The sequence below is a fragment of the Methylibium sp. genome (genome assembly GCF_013817365.1).
GTDB lineage: Bacteria > Pseudomonadota > Gammaproteobacteria > Burkholderiales > Burkholderiaceae_C > Methylibium.
This window is the reverse complement of the sequence record NZ_JACDCU010000021.1, coordinates 1-19,981: the sequence shown is the minus strand read 5'-3', so window position 1 is coordinate 19,981 and position 19,981 is coordinate 1. Positions and strand designations below refer to the sequence as shown.

The following is a 19,981-nucleotide window of genomic DNA, read 5'->3' as shown; positions in this document are numbered from 1 at the left end:
CATCGATCCCAAGCCGTTCATCTGGACCGCACGCGCGTCCGACATCCTGGCCAAGGTCACGCGCGCCAAGACGGCACTTGCCGCCATCGTTGGATAAGTACAGAACAGAGCGGCGCACTGCACTAGCTTTGAGCAAGTTTTCCATGAGCCGCGACTGGTAACTTTCATCGAGACTGTGGTACTTCACGGTCTCAAACCGAGCGGCGTGCCGCTATTGCCCTTAAGGGCGCAACTTCCTGGCGCGCATATCAAAGTGTCAGCGATTTGTTCGAAATCCAGAAGCAAATGCGAGGCGCTGATCCAGGCGTCTGAACCGGACGGTCGTGAGCGACGGCTTGTCGCCGTCAAGAGCCCGCCACGAAGAGCGGCTTCATGGCAAGGCAAGTGATGAACTCTGGGCAGCGTCTCAGCTCTGTCTCAAGCGCCCTACCCCTTCAACGATGAGCCCAGAACTCCGTGCGGTGCGAAGAGCCGAGCATCCCAGACTACCGACTCCGGTTTGCTGGCAACAATGCCTGTGAAGTCGGGATGCTGTGGGTTGATGAGGACGTTCCCTTCCCTGCGTGCCACGACCGAGGGAACGACCAGCACTGCTGTTCTCCGCTCCCGGATCCAGGCGTCGCCAAAGGCCTTGGCGACCCGCAGATCCGCATGGTCCCAACCAGCGGGCAAACCGCTCTCGTCGCGCCGCTCGACGGCGACCGCCTCTGCGATGGCGATCTCGACTGCTACATGGGTGCGCGGCACCCGACCGATGCCGGCGTGGGCCAAGCATTCGAGCATCGCACCAGCATAGGAGCGGCTGGCATAGATGACACCGAGCACTGGCGAATTCCAGCGGCCACCTACCAGCGATGCACCGACGGCACTGAACGGGTCGAAGCGCCCATCGGCAATGCGCCACGCCTGCCAGGCCTGGATCTGCTTGCCGGCCTCTGCTTTCGATCTCGCCCGGACCGCAACCTTACGCGGCGACGCCATGGAACAGCGACCAGAGCAGGTTCTCGACGCGACGGGCACCGAGTTCCGTCAGCGCCACCTCGATCGGCCGCTTGCCGCCCAACATGGCGTGGCCGGTGGACAGGAAAGTCCGCGCGTCGTCGACGTCGTTCCACACATGTTCTGCGGTGGCGATCACGCGCGCCAGACGCTCCACCCGCTCTCCTTCCTGCGGCTTCAGATCCTCGCCCCGCCGGTGGAACGTGGCCGACGGGATGACCCGCTGCATCAGGGCCACCGCATCGGGTGAGGTGCCATACACATGGCGCGCCACGGCGCCGAGCGAGGCCTTGGGCAGGCCCGATTCGACCTGTTGATCCAATTGCTCGATGGAGGTGACCTTGCGGCGCAGGCCCAGCACCTGGGCGATCTTGCTCGGTTCGACGGCGGCTGCGTACATGAACTGGCTCCCAATTGATAGGTTGGAGTCTATCAGATGAAAGAATGGCAGCTTGGGGTCAACGGCCAGGAACCGGCCCGGCGCCGTCGGTTCCGGCCGAGGGCGGTGGTTCCAAGCAGCTTTGAGCCTCGTGCTACAGAACTGCTACAGACCCCTCTGAATCGCGCGTGAATGCAGAACACAGCGTCCAGTCATCATCGGGGCAACATTGAGTCGCCACGCGGCCTGTTGTCGATGCAGTGGCTTGTTTTCGTGCACAGGAAGTCGGTGGGGGAGATCGATAGCGGCAGCAGTGCACCTCGTGTGCAACTGCCGAGCACCAGGGTCAGGGGGGACGGACCCGGGGCTGGCATTGTCCCCGTGGAAACGCTACTGCAACGCGAACGGCACGTGCGATCGCTATCAGCCACGTGCCGTCATCCCTGGCGTACTGGCAGGCCGCCACCGGGGCGGCTCCGCACAGCGTGCCGGGAGCTCCCTATCAGTTGCGGTCGGAGCGAGGCGCCCGGTTCATCGTGCCGTCGACAGACGTGGCGCCGCTGTCCATCGTGCCGCTGGGCGTACCACCGCCGGTGCTGCCTGCGCCAGCGCCGGTCGCGGTCCCGGTGCCGCCCGCACCCGGGCCGATGCCGCGGTCCGTGGTGCCGACACCCGTGCCGGCGCCGCCCGTGCCTCCCGGTGGCGCGTTCGTGTCCGTCCCCATTCCAGGAGCGGCAGTGCCCGAGCCTGCGCCCATGTTGCCGGCGCCGCTACTAGAGGGGGTGCTGCTGTTGTCCATCGCGCCACCTGCAGCGCCCGTGTCGGTTCGGGTGGGTGTGCCCGTGCCGCCGCCGCCGGGACCGACGCCTTTGTCCGTGGTGCCCACGCCAGCCCCTGTGCCGGTTCCTGCCGGCGGCGCATTGGTGTCGGCGACGCCGGTCTGGGCCTGCGCGATCCCGAAGGCCGCGAACAAGGCGGCGGCTGCGGTCGTGGTAACGAGTTTGGTGCGAATCGTCTTCATCGGTTATCTCCTAAGTGAATGACCAACCCGCCGGGTTTGCGCGTTGCGCTCGCAGCGGCGCCGGCCTGGGTAGACACCTAAGTGGCAAGCGATGTGCCCGCACAACGCAAAAAGGCCGGGTGACGAACCCGGCCCTTTTGCGCTTGAAGCGTGAAATATGGTGACGGCGCCAGCACGACATTGCCGGTCTGCCCGATGTGGATGAAAAAGCAAGTTCGCCACACCGCCGTCTGACGTGAACTTTAGAGCGGCGAACTCTGCCTGTCTGTACCGCAAACAACCAAGTCGGGGGCGGGATAACGCTTGCCTTGCGCACGCTTCAGTTCGTCAAGCGCACGCTCCCGCTCACCGTGGCGCTGATCACGCCCTTGCCGGGCTCGGTCGGCACGGGCGCTTCAGCCATTGCCATGTCGGCTTTCTGCGCGCGGTACATCACCGGGCGCGGGTTGCCGTCCTGCTGGCTGCTGTGCACCGACACTTCGCCGAGCGTGTAGCCGCTGTAGCCGAACTGCCGGGCCAACTCTGTGGCGCGGGCGCGGTACTGTCGTATCGCCTCTGCGGTGACGCTGGCTTCGTGCTTGTCGGTCAGTTCGGGCGAAAGGCTGTAGCCCACGCTTGTGACGTTCATGCCCGCCAGCCGGACTGCGGCGGCAGCGACGCGCTCCGTGTCCTTGCCCTCGAGCACCAGTTCGGCACGGCCCTGCCAGCCGTCGATGCGGCCGTTCTTGTCGTGGCGCGGGTAAAGCGAAAAATTGCCGGTGCGCACTTCCATGGCGCCCGCCTTTGCGGACGGCCTGGTCTCTGAGAGCGCCGCATCGAGCACCTGCTTGAGCTGCGCCTGCACGGCCGCCGCATTGCTGCCCTCGCGCGTGACGGCCAACGTGATGCCCAGCAGATCCTGCTCGACCTCCAGGCGGGCGCTCGCGCTGAAGTTGAGCAGGTGCTCACGGGGAGTGGCCTCCGCGGCGGCGGCGGCGCCGCACACGGCAGCAGTCGCCGCGAGCAGGGCAAGGGCCGGAAATCGAAGAAAGTCCATGAGAGCCTTTCGAGCAAGAAAGTCGATCCGGAGGCGTCGCCGCGGCCAGTGCCCGCGGCGCGCAAGCGAGCGGCGCAGGATCATCGCTCAATGCAATGCAAGCTTGGCCGGAGCAATGCAAACATCATCGGCGGGCCTGCAGTTGGCCACGCTTCGGAACGTCCCTGCCCGGTTGAAGAAGCGGCTCGCGTGGCCGGAACGAGAGCGATCCATGACGCTTTCCACAGGCTGGCGCAATAGTTGTAACAGAGGGTCATCCTGCTCTTTTTGCCCCTCTTCCGCTGCTCACAATGCCGTTGTTACAAATGCAGGAAAGGTTTAGATGAACGCCTCCAACAACCACCAGCGGGCCGATCGCGTATGCGTGGTCGACGACGACGCCCGCATCCGCGACCTGTTGCGGCGCTACCTGACGCAAGAAGGCTTCGAGGTACTGCTGGCCGAGGATGCCAAGGCTCTGAACCGTGTGATGACGCGCGACACCATCGACCTGATCGTCCTCGACCTCATGCTTCCCGGCGAGGATGGCCTGTCGATCTGCCGGCGCCTGCGCGCCAATAACGACACCACGCCGATCATCATGCTGACGGCCAAGGTCGAGGACGTGGACCGCATTGTCGGCCTGGAGGTCGGCGCCGACGACTACCTTCCCAAGCCCTTCAACCCGCGCGAGCTGCTGGCACGCATCCATGCCGTGCTGCGCCGCCGCCCGCAACTCGAAGCCCCCGGCGCGCCGGCCAAGGAGGCGCAGACGGTCAGCTTCGGCCCCTTCGAGTTCGATCTGGCACTGCGCCGCCTGACCAAGGACGGCGAGCAGATGGCGCTGACCACCGGCGAGTTCTCCATGCTCAAGGCGCTGGTGCGCCACCCGCGCCAGCCGTTGTCGCGCGACAAGCTCGCACAGCTGGCCCGCGGCCGCGAGTTCGAACCTTTTGACCGCAGCCTGGACGTGCAGATCTCGCGCCTGCGCAAGATGATCGAGCCCGACCCCGCCCAGCCGCGCTACATCCAGACGGTGTGGGGCGTAGGCTATGTGTTCGTGCCGGACGGCACCGCGTGAGTGGATGAATGGGCCGGGTTTGAGCTTGCGTGGTCATGGTTGAGTCGGAAACGGGCAGCACTCGGGCTTCAGGGCGAGCCGCCCGCGATGAACGCGGGCGCCGCGGTTCGCGCACCGTCGGGGGGACCACCCGTCCGCTTCGGCCCTCGAGTACCCCGCGGCTGCAGCTGCCGCGCATCGCGCTGAGCCTGTTCTGGCGCACCTTCATCCTGCTGGCGGTGCTGCTCGGCGGCGGAATCTTTGCGTGGCTGCAGACCTTCCGGGCGCTCGAGTTCGAGCCGCGAGCGGTGCAGGCGGCGCAGCAGATCGCCAGCCTGGTGAACCTGTCGCGCGCGGCCCTGCGCTACTCCGATGCGATCAACCGCGTGACCCTGGTCAAGGACATGAGCGACCAGGAAGCCGTGAAGATCCTGCCGCGCGAAGCGAAAGACCGCTTCGAGCCCTTCGAAATCGACCGCTTCAGCCGTGCCGTCGGCCACGAGTTGCGCACACGGCTCGGGCCCGAAACGGTGGTGGCGAGCAGCGTCAACAAGGTGCCGGGCCTGTGGGTGGGCTTCAACATCGAGACCGACCGGTACTGGCTGCAGGCCGATCCGAAGCGCGTGGCGCCGGTGGCCAGCAGCACCTACTTCGTGTGGACCAGCATCGCGCTTTTGGCCACGGTGTTCGGCTCTGCGGCCATTGCCGGGCTGATCAACCAGCCGCTCAAGCAGCTCTCCTTCGCCGCCAGCCGCATCCGCGACGGCGAGTACGACTCGCGCCTCGACGAGCACACCATGACCAGCGAGATTCGCGAAGTCAACATGGGCTTCAACCGCATGGCGCGCGAGCTGGCCAAGGTGGAGGAAGACCGTGCGGTGATGCTGGCCGGCATCAGCCACGACCTGCGCACACCGCTGGCGCGCATGCGCCTGGAAACCGAGATGAGCGTGGTGGACGAGGAGGCCAAGCGCTACATGGCGGCCGACATCGACCAGCTCGACGCCATCATCGACAAGTTCATGGATTACGCGCGGCCGGGCGAAGTCAGGCTGGTGCCGGTGCATCTGTCGAGCATCGTCGACCGCGAGAGTGCGGCCTTCCGCGACCCGACGCAGATCCGCATCGAGTCGCGCGTGGCCATCGACACCAGGGTCATGGCCGACGATACCGAACTCGGCCGCGTGCTCGCGAACCTGTTCGAGAACGCGCGCCGCTACGGCCGCAGCAACGACACCGGCGTGGCCTGGGTGCAGGTGAGCTACGCCCGCACGGGGCCGTGGGTGGTGCTGAGCGTGCGCGACCACGGGCCTGGCGTGGCGCCCGAGAAGCTCAAGCAGCTCACCACGCCCTTCTTCCGCGGCGACGCTGCGCGCACGGCCGCGACGGGCGCCGGGCTGGGACTGGCGATCGTGGAGAAGGCTGTGCAGCGCATGGGGGGCAGCTTCGAGCTGGCCAATGCGAGCGACGGCGGATTGCTGGCGCACATCCGGCTGAAGAAGGCGCCATAACGGTCTGCACTTACGCCCTCTCCCCCTGGGAGAGGGTTGAGGTGAGCGCCGGCCCGCGCACCAGCAGACACACGGCGCGTGCCTCGATGGATTCGCTGCGGCCCACCGGCCCCATCTTCTCGGCCGTCTTCGCCTTCACGTTGACCTGACCCGGCGCCACGCCCAGCGTTGCGGCGATGCACTCGACCATTGCAGGAATGTGCGGCGCCATCTTCGGCGCCTGCGCGACGATCGTGGCGTCGAGATTGCCGATGTGCCAGCCGGCCGCCTGCACGCGCGCAAGCGCCTCGGCCAGCAGCACGCGCGAATCGGCGCCCCTGAAGCGCGCATCGGTGTCCGGGAAATGACGGCCGATGTCGCCCAGCGCCGCCGCGCCGAGCAGCGCGTCGGTGATGGCGTGCAGCAGCGCGTCGGCATCGGAATGCCCGGCCAGGCCGTGGCTGTGCGCGATCTCGACGCCGCCGAGGACGAGCTTGCGGCCGGGCACCAGGGCGTGGGTGTCCCAGCCCTCGCCGATGCGGATGTCGATCGGGTTCATGCGCGCGTCCTCAACAGGCGTTCGGCCAGCGCGAAATCCGCCGGCCAGGTGAGTTTGAAATTTTCCAGCATGCCCGGCACGAGCAGCGGCGCATCGCCCAGCGCCTCGATCGCGCTGGCCTCGTCGGTGACCTGATCGCCGGCCGCGGACAGCGCCTCGCGCAGGCGGCCGATGCGAAACATCTGCGGCGTCTGCGCCTGCCACAGGCCGCGGCGATCAAGGGTGGCCGCTGCGCGGCTCGCACCCGCACCGCTTGTCGGATCCGGCACTGCGACGGCCTCGCGCTTGAGCGTGTCGGCCAGCGGCAGCGCAAGCAGGCCGCCGACCGCGTCGAACTCGCAGGCGGCGATCAGGCGCTCGATGTCGGCGGGCTGCACCAGGCAGCGTGCGGCATCGTGGACGAGCACCCAGTCCTCGGGCAGCGCGCCGCGTTCGATCAAGGTCGCCAGGCCGTTCGCCACGCTTGCGGCACGCGTGGTGCCGCCGCAGCGCACGGCCCACTGGCGCTGCGCTCCAGGGACGTCGCCTGCGGTGCGCACTCCGGCTTTCAAGACGGGGCCGCTCGACCGGCTCGCCGTATGCGCCTCAAGAGCATTGTCTTGCCCCCAGCCCGGCACCTCGAGCTCGAAGCGCTGGTCCTGTGGCGCCAGCACGACCAGCGTGGCGGTCAGGCGGCGCACGCGGTCGAGCGCGGCAAGGGTGTGCGCCACCACGGCGCGTCCGGCGATAGGCACGTACTGCTTGGGCTGGTGGGCGCTGGCGCGAGTGCCAGCACCGGCGCATGGCACCAATGCATAGCAGCACGCTGAAGAGAACCCGGCTTTGTTCATTGCGCTCACCATGCCACGGGCACCGGGTAGCGGTGAATCATCGGGTCGGGCGTGAGCAAGGTCATGCCGTGCTGGACCGCCTGACAGACGAGCAGACGGTCGAAGGGATCGGTGTGCACAGCGGGCAGTCTGTCAAGCAGCAAGGTATCGGCCTCGCTCAGAGGCAGCGGCTCGATGCCGTGGCGCTGGCGCTCGCGCGGCACGTAGCGCGAGGGCGGCTCGGCCAGCGGCAGTTTGCCGAGTTGGTGCTTCACCGCGATCTCCCAGGCCGACACGGCGGAGAGATACACCTCGTTGGCCGGATCGCGGAACAAGGCGGCCGCCTCGGCGCTAAACAGTGCATCGCCGCGAACTGCCCAGAGAAAGCTGCAGGTGTCGAGCAGCAGCCTCATCGGCGCGCTCTTGGCCGGCGCGACGCGCAGGCGGCAGGCGCCTTCGCGCGCGAGGCCGCCGGTGTCGATTCAACGGAGCCGGCCGCGACCAGCGGATCGACCGCGCCCACTGTGCCGGTCAGCGCAGCCAGCAACTCCGCGGGCAGCGCCTCGAAAAAGCAATCCGGCAACGGTTCGCCGGCGTCAGGCGCGCGGCCCAGCGGCCTCGGCCGGCTCGAGCGCTGCGGCCCCAGTGCGACCAGCTTGGCCACCGGCTGGTTGCGCCGGCAGATCAGCACCTCCTCGCCGCGCTCGGCCGCGGCGACGTACTCGGCCAGGTTCTCTCGGACCTCGTGGATGTTGGGGCTGTGCATGGACGCTGCTCCGGACAAGAACATGTACAAGTCTAACGCCACGGCGCGCGAGGCTGGCGCAACGTGCTGCAAGCCAAGGCGCGCATCGAACGGGATCGCGTGCCACGCCTGTCGCCCCTGCGGAAGCAGGCGGCTGCCTACAATCGCGCAACGCTCCGTGGTCGCCCGCGCGAGCGTTCTTCATTGCCCGTTTTTCGATGCAGCTTCCTTCCCTCGCCCCCGGCAAGCGCTACACCCTGCCCCGTCCCGTCGGCTCGGCCGATGCGCTGTTGCTCGCGCGCTTTGCGCAGGCCCGCAAGGCGGCTCGGCAGCTCACTGCCATCGTCACCGCCGAGCCGGCCGACACCCAGCGGCTGCAGGACGAGCTGGCCTTCTTCGCGCCGGAGTTGCGCATTACCGTCTTCCCCGACTGGGAGACGCTGCCCTACGACAATTTTTCGCCGCACCAGGATCTGATCTCCGAGCGGCTGGCCACGCTGTGGCGCGTTCTTCATGCGCAGGGCCAGGGCGAGGTGGACGTGGTGCTCATGCCGGCCACCACCGCACTCGTGCGCCTGGCGCCGCCCGGTTTTCTGGCCGCGTACACCTTCCAGTTCGCGCAGAAGCAAAAGCTCGATGAAGCCGGCCTGAAAGCGCAGCTCACGCTGGCCGGCTACCAGCACGTGAGCCAGGTCGTCTCGCCGGGCGAATACGCGGTGCGCGGCGGGCTGATCGACTTGTTCCCGATGGGCTCGCCCGTGCCCTTCCGTGTTGACCTGTTCGATGACGAAGTCGATTCCATCCGCACCTTCGATCCCGATAGCCAACGCAGCCTGTACCCGGTGCCCGAGGTGCGGCTGCTCCCAGGGCGCGAGTTTCCGATGGACGAGGCTGCGCGCACCGCCTTTCGCGCGCGCTGGCGCGAACGGGTCGAGGGCGACCCGACGCGCTCGCGCATCTACAAGGACATCGGCGCGGGCATCGCTACGGCAGGCATCGAGTTCTACCTGCCGCTGTTCTTCGACGAGACGGCGACGGTGTTCGACTACTTCGGCGCCGAAGCGCAAGTGGTGCTGCATGGCGAGGTAGACGAGGCGTTGCAGAAGTTCTGGACCGAGACGCGGGAGCGGCATCGCTTTCTGCAGCACGACCCGGAGCGCCCGCTCCTGCCGCCGGCGGCGATCTATCTGCCGCCGGAGGAGTTTTTCACGCGGTGCAATCAGCTTGCGCAGTTGTCCTTGCGCGGTCCGGTTGTCGAGCACTCGCCGGCCTCCCCCTCACCCCAACGCCCTCCCCTTTCGGGGGCGAGGGAGCAAGACACTGCATGGGCCCGCCCCCTGCCCGACCTCGCCATCGAGCGCGCCACCCAGGATCCTCTCCGCAAGCTCGAGCAGCACCTCGAGAACACCGCCAAGAGCGGCACTCGCGTGCTGCTGGTCGCCGAAAGCCAAGGCCGCCGCGAGAGCGTGCTGGAGTTGCTGCGCGATCACAAACTCGAGCCGCCTCCGGTGGAGTCGCTCGCCGCTTTCGAGGCCAGCGACCACCCCTACGCCATCACCGTCGCACCGCTGGCCGCTGGCTTCCACTGGCAACGCGGCGAGGGCGAGCCGGCGATCCAGCTCATCACCGAGACCGAGCTCTTCGACGCCGCCCCTACGCAGCGCCGCCGCCGCAAGCAGGAGCAGACCAGCGACGTCGATGCGCTGATCAAGGACCTGTCCGAGCTCAAGCCCGGCGACCCTGTCGTGCATGCCAACCACGGTATCGGCCGATACGTGGGCCTGATCCACATCGACCTCGGCGAAGGCGACACCGAGTTCCTGCATCTCGAGTACGCCGACAAGGCCACGCTCTATGTGCCGGTGGCGCAGCTGCAGCTCATCAGCCGCTACACCGGCGTGAGCGCAGAAGAAGCGCCGCTGCACCGCCTGGGCTCGGCCCAGTGGGACAAGGCCAAGCGCAAGGCCGCCGAGCAGGTGCGCGACACCGCCGCCGAGCTGCTCAACCTCTACGCCCGCCGCGCCGCGCGCGAAGGTTTCGCCTTCCGCTTCGCGCCGCAGGACTACGAGGCCTTCGCCGCCAGCTTCGGCTTCGAGGAAACACCCGACCAGCGCGCCGCCATCCATGCCGTGATCCAGGACATGGTCTCGCCGCGGCCGATGGACCGGCTGGTGTGCGGCGACGTCGGCTTCGGCAAGACCGAAGTGGCCCTGCGCGCCGCCTTCGTGGCCGTGACCGGCGGCAAGCAGGTCGCCCTGCTCGCGCCGACCACGCTGCTGGCCGAGCAGCACTACGCGAACATTTCAGACCGCTTCGCCAAGTGGCCGGTCAAGGTGGCCGAGATGAGCCGCTTTCGCTCGGCCAAGGAGATCAAGGCGGCACTCGCGGGCCTGGCCGACGGCACCATCGACATCGTGATCGGGACGCACAAACTCCTGAGCCAGGACACGAAGTTTGCCAACCTGGGCCTCCTGATCATCGACGAGGAACACCGCTTCGGCGTGCGCCACAAGGAAGCGATGAAGGCGCTGCGCGCCGAGGTCGATGTACTCACGCTCACCGCCACGCCGATCCCGCGCACCCTGGGCATGGCGCTCGAAGGCCTGCGCGACTTGAGCGTCATCGCCACCGCGCCGCAGCGCCGCCTGGCGATCAAGACCTTCGTGCGCGGCGAGTCCAACGGCACCATCCGCGAGGCGGTGCTGCGCGAGTTGAAGCGCGGCGGGCAGGTCTACTTTCTGCACAACGAGGTAGAGACGATCCAAAACCGGCGCCAGCGGCTCGAAGAACTCCTACCCGAAGCGCGCATCGCCGTGGCCCACGGGCAGATGCCCGAGCGCGAACTGGAACGCGTGATGCGCGAGTTCGTCGCACAGAAGCACAACCTGCTGCTGTGCTCCACCATCATCGAAACGGGCATCGACGTGCCCACCGCCAACACCATCGTGATGAGCCGCGCCGACAAGTTCGGCCTGGCGCAACTGCACCAGCTCCGGGGCCGCGTCGGCCGCTCGCACCACCAAGCCTATGCCTACCTGATGGTGCCCGACGTGGAGGGCCTGACCAAGCAAGCAGCACAGCGCCTGCAGGCCATCCAGGATATGGAAGAGCTCGGTTCCGGCTTCTACCTCGCCATGCACGACCTCGAGATCCGCGGCGCCGGCGAGGTGCTGGGCGAGAACCAGAGCGGCAACATGATGGAGGTGGGCTTTCAGCTCTACAACGACATGCTGGCTTTGGCCGTGCGCGAGCTCAAGGCCGGCCGAGAGCCCGATCTGCTGAGCCCGCTCAACGTCACGACCGAGATCAACCTGCACGCCCCCGCCCTGCTGCCCGACAGCTACTGCGGCGACGTGCACGTGCGGCTCTCGCTCTACAAGCGCCTGGCAACAGCCGACAAGCTCGACAAGATCGACGCCATGCTGGAAGAAATCGTCGATCGTTTCGGCAAGCTGCCGCCGCAGGCGCAGACCCTCTTCGACACCCACCGCCTGCGCGTGCAGGCCAAGGCCTACGGCGTGCAGAAGATCGACGCCGGTCCGCAGGCCATGAGCATCACCTTCCGCCCCAACCCGCCGATCGACGCGCTGCGCATCATCGAGCTGGTGCAGAAGGACCGCCACATCAAGCTGGCCGGCAACGACAAGTTGCGCATCGAAAAAGCGCTGCCGGAGCCGGCGTTGCGGGCGCAGTTCGTGCGGGATGTATTGAGGTCGCTGGGAACGCCGAAGGTGGCGCAGGCGGCTTGAGAGCTCAGAGACTGAGAGCTTTTCGGGCGTGCCCGAGCAGCGCGCCATAAGGCGGCTGAGCCAGCGCAAAGCGCAGCCATAGCTCGGGCTATGGCGAGCATTTGCAACGACGGGCAGGCGACTCATGGCGTGATGAGCGGGCATGAGCGAAAGACTCTCAGGCTCTAAGTAGCACTTGAGTGCTACATTCAGAGTTCCGAAGGAGCAAAAGATGTCCACCACCACGATTCGTCTGCCGGATGACCTGAAGGCCCGCATCGCCACCGCGGCCGAGCGCGCGGGCACCTCGACGCATGGCTTCATCCTCGAGGCCATCGCAGAGAAGGCGGAGCAGGAAGAACGCCGTGCCGACTTTCATGACACCGCCGACAGGCGCTACGCGGAGATTGTCGCTTCCGGTCGCGCCATTCCCTGGAGCGAAATGCGCAGGTATCTGGAAGGTCGCATTGCCGGCAAAAAGCCGGCGCGCCCCAAGGCCAGAAAGTTGGCCCGCTGAGAGTGGCTCGCATCGAGTTCGCCACGCAGGTGACAGAAGACTTCGACCGCATCTTCGATCATCTGGCACGGCATGACGTCGAGAACGCGCCCTCGCGCATCCAGGACATCATTGCCGCCACCGACGTGCTCGTACGCAATCCGCTGATCGGCCGGCCTGCGGGCACCAGCCACCGCGAACTCGTCATCGGGCGCCGCTCGCGCGGCTACGTAGCCTTGTACCGCTACGTACCGGAACTCGATACCGTCTTCATCCTCGCCATACGAAGCCAGAGCGAAGCCGGCTACGCACGGCCATGACGCCGCTTCCACAGAACGAACACATGAGCACCCCGCGACAGTTCGCCCCCGGCCTCACCCTGCGCGGCTTGACGCCGCCGCTGCGCCTGGCCGACTTCAAGCTCATCGCCTTCGACATGGATTCGACCTTGATCAACATCGAATGCGTCGATGAAATCGCCGACGCAGCAGGCCGCAAGGCCGAGGTGGCGGCCATCACCGAGGCGGCGATGCGCGGCGAGATCGCCGACTACAAGGCCAGCCTGCGCCAGCGCGTCGCGCTGCTGAAGGGCGTGCCGGTTTCGGCCCTGCACGAGGTGTACGAACAGCGCCTGCAGCTCAACCCCGGCGCCGAAACGCTGGTGCGTGCCTGCCAGGCCGCGGGCCTGAAGACGCTGCTCGTCTCCGGCGGCTTCACCTTCTTCACCGACCGCATCCGCAACCGGCTGCAGCTCGACGACACGCGCAGCAACGTACTGGAGGTCGAAGGCCGCGGCGCCGACGAGCGACTCACCGGCCGCATGGTGGACCAGCCTTGGGGCGACATCTGCGACGGCGCGGAGAAGCGGCGCATGCTGCTGCAGACCTGCGAGCAGCTGGGGATCAGCTCGCAACAGGCGATCGCCGTGGGCGACGGCGCCAACGATCTGCCGATGATGGGCGCGGCGGGCTTGAGCGTGGCGTACCACGCGAAGCCGGCGGTCCGGGACCAGGCGATGGTCTCGATCGACGAAGGGGGGCTGGCGAGGCTGCTCGAGTTGACCGAGTAGCCCTCGGCGCTCGGGACAAGCAGGGACAGGCACATGGAAGCCAAATGGCTCGAAGACTTCTTGAGCGTGGCGCGCACGGGCAGCTTCTCGCAGTCGGCGATCGAACGCCACGTAACGCAATCCGCGTTCAGCCGCCGCATCAAGGCGCTCGAACAGTGGGTCGGCGTTGCGTTGATCGACCGCTCTTCCTATCCCACGCGCCTCACTGCAGCGGGAAAAACGTTTCGCGATGCCGCGCGCGAAGCCACGGCCTCGCTGCTCAACACGAGGCAGGAATTGCGGCAGGCAGCCCGGGCCGACCGTCGGCTGCTGCGAATCGCCATCCAGCATTCGCTGGCGAGCGGATTCCTCGCGCGGTGGCTGGCGACGTTGCCGCTCGCCAAGGACGACCTCCTGGTCCAGGTGCGAGCGGACAACCTGCACGACTGCGTGCGCGACCTCGAAGAGGGCAACGTCGATCTCCTTGTCTGCTACACGCACCCCGGTCTGCCGCTGCAGCTCGAACCCGCTCGCTACCCCTCTCTCATGCTGGCCAAGGACACGCTGACGCCTGTCTCCAAAGCGGCGGCGGACGGCCGCCCGATGCACGCCGTGCGGCCCGGTTCGACCGGGACCGTCCCGTGGCTCAGCTACAGCGCCGACGCGTTTTTGGGTCGGGTGGCAGCGCTGGCACTCGATGCGTCGGAGCCCGCGCTCGACGTCCACCCGGTCTTCGAAAGCGCCCTCGTCGAAGCGCTGCGTGCCACGGCGCTGGAGGGACTGGGCGTCGCGTGGCTGCCGGGCAGCCTTGTGGCCGATGATCTGAACAGCAAGCGGCTTGTCCGCGCAGGACCTGCCGTCCTCGACGTGCCCTTGAAGGTCCGGGTGTATGCCGAGCGAACGCTGCTGTCCGGACGGCTGCAAGGTCTGTGGGAATGCGCACGGCGTCTCGCCGAGGAGGTGCCCGAATGAACTCCGGCACGCATCTATGAGTGCCGTGCATAGAGTCGGCCGGGAAGTCATTAGACAGCGGCACAGCGCCGCCCCTATCGTCCACGCCAGACAGCAGCCGCTGGCGCCTGAGCGCCGGATCCGCCATGACTCTGGAAGACTTCCCGCGTGTCCGGCTGGGCTGACCTGCGGCGCCGTCCAGTCCAACCATGTCCGCCAGACGGCTGCAGCGGCCGCCTTTGCGGGGCTGCAATGCGAAGCGATCCTCGAAGAGAGGGTGAACGACGCGCCGCAGGAGTATCAGGAGTCCGGCAACGTCTTTCTCGACAAGCTGTTCGGCATCAAGCTGCACCGGGTGCCGGGCGGAACGGCGATGGATGCCGCGCTCGAGTCACTCGCTTCGAAGGTACTTGAGCGCGGTGGCAAGCCCTATCTCATTCCGGGCGGTGGATCCAATGCCCTGGGTTCGCTCGGTTATGTCGATTGCGTGCTCGAGCTGCAGCGCCAGTGCGAGGCGATGGGTTTGAGAAAGCCTCACCTCGTGCACGCCACCGGAAGCGCCGGAACGCAGGCGGGGTTGCTGGCCGGGATCCACGCCTTGGGCCTGGACTGGCCAGTCACGGGCATCGGCGTCAGGGCCAGCCGCGAGGTGCAGGAGACGCGGGTGCACGACCTTGCGTTGCGAGTGCTCGATTTACTCGGCGTCGAGCAGCCGCTGCCGCGCGCGAAGGTGGTCGCCGACGACCGTTTCATCGGCGCCGGCTACGGCGTGCCGACGGACGCCATGGTCGAGGCCGTGCAGATGCTGGCCCGTACCGAAGGCATCCTGGTGGATCCCGTGTACACCGGCAAGGGACTGGCGGGCCTGCTTGCCATGGTCCGCGCGGGCAGCTTCGAGCCGGACGAGGATGTCATCTTCGTTCACACGGGCGGCTCGGCCGGGTTGTTCGGCTATCAGTGGGCCTTCCCACAGGCCGCCGCTTGAAACGGCGGACGGTTTATCCGGGTGGCGGGCGACGCCGAACCACCGTACGCTTCGATTCGCTTCACTTTCATACAAGGGGACCTCGATGACAGCTTTGCACTGCTTGCCTCGCAGCCTGGTGATCCTGGCCGGCGCTCTGTGGTTGACGGCGGCCCAGCCTGCACTGGCTCAGGACAAACCGCAAAAGGGCGGCACGCTCGTGATCGCGGTCCAACCAGAGCCCCCGACTCTCGCGGCTTACCAAAGCACCGCCGGCCCCGTGGGGCAGGTGTCCACGAAGGTCTACGAGGGGCTTCTCGAGTACGACTTCCAGCTCAAGCCCATGCCGAGCCTCGCGCAGTCATGGACCGTTAGCCCGGACGGGATGACGGTGACTTTCAAGCTGGAGCCGAACGTCAAGTTCCACGACGGCAAGCCCTTCACCAGCGCCGACGTGCAGTTCAGCGTGATGGACGTGCTGAAGAAGGTGCACCCGAGGGGTGTGAACACCTTCCGTGCCGTCACGGCAGTGGAAACGCCGGATCCGCTGACCGCCGTGTTCAGGCTCAGCGAGCCGGCGCCCTACATGATGATGGCGATGTCTTCCTACGAGTCACCGATCATTCCGAAGCACGTGTTCGGCACCGGCGACATCACGCGTCATCCCAACGCCAACCTTCCCGTGGGGACGGGTCCGTTCAAGTTCGTGGAATGGCAAAAAGGCCAGTACATCCGCTTCGACCGCAACCCCGATTACCGCAAGAAGGGCCTGCCGCACCTCGATCGCCTGGTGGCCCGGTTCATCGCCGATGCCGGCACCCGCTCGGCCGCCATGGAGACGCAGGAAATCCACATGGGCGGCTTCAGCGCCATTCCGCCGGTGGATGTGAAGCGGCTGCAGGCCATGCCGCACATCGAGGTGACCGCCAAGGGCTACGAGATGCAGGCGCCGATCGTGCAGCTCGACTTCAACACCACCAAGCCGCCCTTCGACGACGTCAAGGTGCGCCAGGCGGTGGCCTACGCCATCGACCGCAAGTTCATCATCGACAACGTCTGGTTCGGCTTCGGGCGCCCCGCCACCGGGCCGATCAACTCCAACTTCAAGGCCAATGGCCTCTACACCACCGACGTCAAGAACTACAACGTGCCCGACGGCGTGGAGCGGGCCAACAAGCTGCTCGACGAGGCCGGCAAGAAGCGCGGCCCGGACGGCGTGCGCTTCGAGATCACTCACGACATGACGCCCTACGGCGACGAATGGCGGCGCTACGGCGAAGTCGTGCAGCAGCAGCTCGCCAAGATTGGCATCAAGGTCACGCTGCGCTACGAAGACGTGCCGAGCTGGCTGCGCCGCGTGTACACCAACTACGACTTCCAGCTCACCAGCAACTGGATCCAGACCCTGGCCGACCCGTCCATCGGCGTTCACCGCCTTTACCACTCCAACACCATCAAGCCGGGCACCGTGTTCGTCAACAGCACGCGCTGGAGCTCGAAGGAAACCGACGAGCTGATGGACAAGGCCAACGTCGAGATCGACCCCAAGAAGCGCGCCGCGCTCTACCACGAGCTGCAGAAGAAGGTGGTCGAGGCCAGCCCGATCGTGTTCGTGCACGAGCTGGACTTCGTGACCGTCTACAACAAGAAGGTCCGCAATTTCCCGCTCAGCCCGCTGGGCCTGTACTCGTCCCTCGACCAGCTCTGGCTCGCCAAGTAGAGCCCCAGCGGGACAGTGCCGTGGCCGTGACCAAGAGCTTGTCTTATGCCCTGCGACGCCTGTCGCAGGCGGTGCCGACGGTTCTGGTCATCATTGCGCTGAACTTCCTGCTCCTGCAGCTGGCACCCGGCGACGCCGCCGACGTGCTGGCCGGCGAGGCGGGATCGGCCACGCCGGAGTTCATGGCGCAGCTGCGCAAGACCTTCGGGCTCGACCAGCCGATGGGTGTGCAGCTGCTGCTCTACATGAAGCAGATCGTCACCTTCGACCTGGGCTACTCGTTCCGCCACGGCATGACGGTGGCCGAGCTCATCCTGTCGCGGCTGTGGCCCACCCTGCTGCTCATGGTCACGGTGCTGGCCTTGTCGGTGGGCATGGGCGTGCTGCTGGGCAGCTTCGCGGCGCGGAAGCTCAACCGCTGGCAAGACAACCTCATCTCCATGCTCACGGTGCTCGCCTACGCGACGCCGGTGTTCTGGGCCGGCCTGATGCTCATCGTGCTGTTCTCCATCAAGCTGGGCTGGTTCCCCACCAGCGGCATGCAGCAGGTGGCTGCCTTCCACGAGGGCGCGGCGAAGGTGCGCGACATCGCCCATCACCTCGTGCTGCCGGCCGTGACGCTGACCATGTTCTACCTCGCGCTCTACACGCGGCTCATGCGTGCCTCGGTCCTGGAGCAGTTCTCCATGGACTACGTGGTGACGGCGCGCGCCAAGGGGCTCACCGAGCGCCAGATCGCGCGCCGCCACGTGCTGCGCAACGCCGTGCTGCCGGTGCTCACGATGGCCGGGGTCCAGGTGGGCGCGCTGCTCGGGGGTTCCGTGGTGGTGGAGACCGTTTTCGCTTGGCCGGGGCTCGGCTTGCTGGCCTACGAGTCGCTCTTCGCGCGCGACCTGAACCTGCTGCTGGGCATCTTCTTCGTGTCGACTTGCCTGGTGATCATCGTGAACCTCATCGTCGACGTGGCGTACTCGCTGCTCGACCCGCGCATCGACCTGCGCTGACGGCTCGAATCCGAATCCATGAAAAGCGGCCTCCTGCGTTTCGTCCGGCACAAGCCCGCGGTCTGCGGGCTGATCCTTTTGCTGGCAGTGCTGCTGGCGGCGGCGCTGGCCGGGGTGGTCTACCCCGGCGACCCCTTCCGCATCGTCGGCACGCCCTTCCAGCCGCCGCTCGGCGAATACTTGCTGGGGACCGACATGCTGGGCCGCGACCTCGCCGCGGGCGTGCTCTACGGCGCCCGCACGACCTTGCTGGTGGGCGTCGTGGCCACCGTCATCGCCACCGCCGTAGGCGTCACCATCGGCGGCCTGGCCGGGTATTTCGGCGGGCGGCTGGACAACCTGCTGATGCGCTTCACCGAGTTGTTTCAGACCATCCCGTTCTTTCTTTTCGCGATCCTGCTGGTGGCCGTGCTCGGCGCCTCCATCGGCAGCGTGATCTTCGCGATATCGGTTGTCTCCTGGCCACCGATGGCACGCCTCGTGCGCGGCGAGTTCATGACCATGCGCAACCGCGAGTTCGTGCAGGCCTGCGTGTCGATGGGCATGGGCCACAGCCGCATCATCCTGCTGCACATCTTGCCCAACACGCTGTCGTCGATCATCGTCACTGGCTCGCTGATGGTGGCCACGGCCATCCTCATCGAGTCGGGCCTGTCCTTTCTCGGCCTGTCCGATGCCAACACCATGAGCTGGGGCTACATCATCGGAGCGGGACGCACGGTGCTGCGCACCGCGTGGTGGATCTGCGCCGCCCCGGGCGTGGCGATCCTGCTCACGGTGATGGCGATCAACCTCGTCGGCGACGGGCTGAACGACGCTCTCAACCCACGGCTTCGCTCGCTATGAGTGCTGCCGGACCCATGCTGCGCATCGAGGGCCTGAGCGTCAGCCTGCCGGCGCTGGCCGACCGCCGCCATGCGGTGGAAGAAGTGAGTCTGGAGCTCTCTCGCAACGAGATCCTGTGCGTGGTGGGCGAGTCCGGTTCGGGCAAATCGGTGATGTCGCGCGCGGTGCTGGGCCTGTTCCCCTCGCGCCATGTCCAGCCGACCGCCGGGCGCATCCTGTTCGAGGGCGAAGATTTGCTGCAGGCCACGGAGCAGCGCATGCGCGAGCTGCGCGGCAACCGCATCGCCATGATCTTCCAGGAGCCGATGACGGCACTGAACCCGGTGATGTGCATCGGTGCGCAGATCGAGGAAGTGCTCGAGGTCCACCAGCCGGGCGACCGCGCCGCGCGGCGGGCACGGGCGCTCGACATGCTCGCGGCGGTGAACCTCCCCGAACCCCGGCAGATCCTTGCGGCCTATCCGCACCAGCTCTCCGGCGGACAGCGCCAGCGGGCGATGATCGCCATGGCGCTCGCCCTGGAGCCCGACATCCTGATCGCCGACGAGCCGACCACCGCGCTCGACGTCACCACCCAGGCGCAGATCCTCGTGCTGATCCGCGACATCCAGCGCAAGAAGGGCATGGGGGTGATCTTCGTCACCCACGACTTCGGCGTCGTCGCCGAGATCGCCGACCGCATCGCGGTCATGCAGCACGGCCGCCTGGTCGAGCAGGGCCAGGCCGATGAGGTGCTGAATCGCCCCCAGGCCGACTACACGCGCTCGCTCTTGGCGGCCGTGCCCAGCCTCATGCCCGGACCCAAGCGCGACTTCACCGGCCAGCCGGTGGTGCTGGGCGTCAACGCGCTGAGCAAGAGCTACCGATCGGGCGGCGGCTTCTTCGGCGGCTCGGCGCGCCGGGTCGATGCCCTGGTCGAGGTCAGCTTCGGCGTGCGCCGCGGCGAGACGGTCGGCATCGTGGGCGAGTCGGGCTCGGGCAAGTCGACCGCGGCGCGCTGCATCACGCGCCTGATCGAAGCCGACAGCGGGCAGATCATGGTCGAGGGCATCGATATCGCCGCGCTCGGCCAGCGTGCGCTGCGGCCGGTGAGAAAGCGAATGCAGATGGTCTTCCAGGATCCCTTCGGATCGCTCAACCCGCGCCG

General features: G+C 67.0%; 20 protein-coding genes. 12 read left to right on the top strand and 8 right to left on the bottom strand.

The annotated features are described in order from the left end of the window. Positions 1-426 precede the first annotated feature (426 nt). The 4 genes from H0W38_RS02985 to H0W38_RS02970 form a co-directional block, all read right to left on the bottom strand. Positions 427-981 (bottom strand): RES family NAD+ phosphorylase, encoded by a 555-nt coding sequence (locus tag H0W38_RS02985; protein WP_367161571.1) that lies wholly within the window; start codon positions 979-981, stop codon positions 427-429. Next, entirely contained in the window at positions 965-1,399 is a 435-nt protein-coding gene (locus tag H0W38_RS02980) for an antitoxin Xre/MbcA/ParS toxin-binding domain-containing protein (protein ID WP_292451070.1), read from the bottom strand. Before H0W38_RS02980 ends, H0W38_RS02985 begins: the two co-directional genes overlap by 17 nt. Positions 1,400-1,880: 481 nt before the next feature. Next, the gene (locus H0W38_RS02975; RefSeq protein WP_292451068.1) at positions 1,881-2,399 is read right to left on the bottom strand and encodes a hypothetical protein; all 519 of its coding nucleotides are present in this window, start codon (positions 2,397-2,399) and stop codon (positions 1,881-1,883) included. A gap of 319 nt (positions 2,400-2,718) precedes the next feature. Continuing rightward, positions 2,719-3,435 carry an SIMPL domain-containing protein gene (locus tag H0W38_RS02970; RefSeq protein WP_292451066.1) on the bottom strand — a complete coding sequence of 239 codons (717 nt, stop codon included), beginning with the start codon at positions 3,433-3,435 and terminating at the stop codon, positions 2,719-2,721. A gap of 322 nt (positions 3,436-3,757) precedes the next feature. On the opposite strand from H0W38_RS02970, the gene ompR reads away from it, so the two are divergent. Beyond that, positions 3,758-4,495 (top strand): two-component system response regulator OmpR, encoded by a 738-nt coding sequence (gene ompR / locus H0W38_RS02965; RefSeq protein WP_292451065.1) that lies wholly within the window; start codon positions 3,758-3,760, stop codon positions 4,493-4,495. A gap of 35 nt (positions 4,496-4,530) precedes the next feature. Further along, the gene (locus tag H0W38_RS02960; RefSeq protein WP_292451064.1) at positions 4,531-5,985 is read left to right on the top strand and encodes a sensor histidine kinase; all 1,455 of its coding nucleotides are present in this window, start codon (positions 4,531-4,533) and stop codon (positions 5,983-5,985) included. Between the two features lie 10 nt (positions 5,986-5,995). Here the strand turns inward: H0W38_RS02960 and ispF are convergent, their stop codons facing one another. From ispF to H0W38_RS02940, 4 genes are read right to left on the bottom strand one after another with little or no spacing between them, the layout of a single operon-like run. Continuing rightward, positions 5,996-6,523 carry a 2-C-methyl-D-erythritol 2,4-cyclodiphosphate synthase gene (gene ispF / locus H0W38_RS02955; protein WP_292451063.1) on the bottom strand — a complete coding sequence of 176 codons (528 nt, stop codon included), beginning with the start codon at positions 6,521-6,523 and terminating at the stop codon, positions 5,996-5,998. Beyond that, a complete protein-coding gene (locus H0W38_RS02950; RefSeq protein WP_292451062.1) occupies positions 6,520-7,353 on the bottom strand; it encodes a 2-C-methyl-D-erythritol 4-phosphate cytidylyltransferase in 834 nt (277 codons plus the stop codon). Before H0W38_RS02950 ends, ispF begins: the two co-directional genes overlap by 4 nt. A 5-nt stretch (positions 7,354-7,358) precedes the next feature. Beyond that, positions 7,359-7,745 carry a type II toxin-antitoxin system VapC family toxin gene (locus H0W38_RS02945; protein WP_292451061.1) on the bottom strand — a complete coding sequence of 129 codons (387 nt, stop codon included), beginning with the start codon at positions 7,743-7,745 and terminating at the stop codon, positions 7,359-7,361. Beyond that, complete coding sequence (locus H0W38_RS02940) at positions 7,742-8,098, bottom strand: type II toxin-antitoxin system Phd/YefM family antitoxin (protein WP_292451060.1); 357 nt, start codon at positions 8,096-8,098, stop codon at positions 7,742-7,744. The genes H0W38_RS02945 and H0W38_RS02940 overlap by 4 nt, the downstream gene beginning before the upstream one ends. A gap of 197 nt (positions 8,099-8,295) precedes the next feature. Here H0W38_RS02940 and mfd point away from each other — a divergent pair, with 197 nt between their 5' ends. The 10 genes from mfd to H0W38_RS02890 all read left to right on the top strand — a co-directional run. Continuing rightward, the gene (gene mfd, locus H0W38_RS02935) at positions 8,296-11,826 is read left to right on the top strand and encodes a transcription-repair coupling factor (RefSeq protein ID WP_292451058.1); all 3,531 of its coding nucleotides are present in this window, start codon (positions 8,296-8,298) and stop codon (positions 11,824-11,826) included. A 211-nt stretch (positions 11,827-12,037) separates the two neighbouring features. Further along, a complete protein-coding gene (locus H0W38_RS02930) occupies positions 12,038-12,322 on the top strand; it encodes a ribbon-helix-helix protein, CopG family (RefSeq protein WP_292451057.1) in 285 nt (94 codons plus the stop codon). A 2-nt stretch (positions 12,323-12,324) separates the two neighbouring features. Further along, positions 12,325-12,621 (top strand): type II toxin-antitoxin system RelE/ParE family toxin, encoded by a 297-nt coding sequence (locus tag H0W38_RS02925; protein WP_292451055.1) that lies wholly within the window; start codon positions 12,325-12,327, stop codon positions 12,619-12,621. A gap of 23 nt (positions 12,622-12,644) precedes the next feature. After that, a complete protein-coding gene (serB, locus tag H0W38_RS02920; RefSeq protein ID WP_292451054.1) occupies positions 12,645-13,370 on the top strand; it encodes a phosphoserine phosphatase SerB in 726 nt (241 codons plus the stop codon). A 33-nt stretch (positions 13,371-13,403) separates the two neighbouring features. Further along, on the top strand, positions 13,404-14,321 hold the full coding sequence (locus H0W38_RS02915; protein WP_292451053.1) for a LysR substrate-binding domain-containing protein: 918 nt from the start codon (positions 13,404-13,406) through the stop codon (positions 14,319-14,321). Then, a complete protein-coding gene (locus tag H0W38_RS02910) occupies positions 14,239-15,285 on the top strand; it encodes a D-cysteine desulfhydrase family protein (RefSeq protein WP_367161570.1) in 1,047 nt (348 codons plus the stop codon). The genes H0W38_RS02915 and H0W38_RS02910 overlap by 83 nt, the downstream gene beginning before the upstream one ends. A gap of 85 nt (positions 15,286-15,370) precedes the next feature. Further along, positions 15,371-16,984: an ABC transporter substrate-binding protein gene (locus tag H0W38_RS02905; protein ID WP_292451052.1), complete on the top strand. Its 1,614-nt coding sequence runs from the start codon at positions 15,371-15,373 to the stop codon at positions 16,982-16,984. Positions 16,985-17,004: 20 nt separating this feature from the next. After that, the gene (locus tag H0W38_RS02900) at positions 17,005-17,988 is read left to right on the top strand and encodes an ABC transporter permease (RefSeq protein ID WP_292451051.1); all 984 of its coding nucleotides are present in this window, start codon (positions 17,005-17,007) and stop codon (positions 17,986-17,988) included. Positions 17,989-18,006: 18 nt separating this feature from the next. Continuing rightward, the gene (locus tag H0W38_RS02895; RefSeq protein WP_292451049.1) at positions 18,007-18,834 is read left to right on the top strand and encodes an ABC transporter permease; all 828 of its coding nucleotides are present in this window, start codon (positions 18,007-18,009) and stop codon (positions 18,832-18,834) included. Further along, positions 18,831-19,981: ABC transporter ATP-binding protein (locus H0W38_RS02890; RefSeq protein WP_292451047.1), on the top strand; the 1,151-nt coding region annotated here is incomplete at its 3' end. The genes H0W38_RS02895 and H0W38_RS02890, both read left to right, overlap by 4 nt.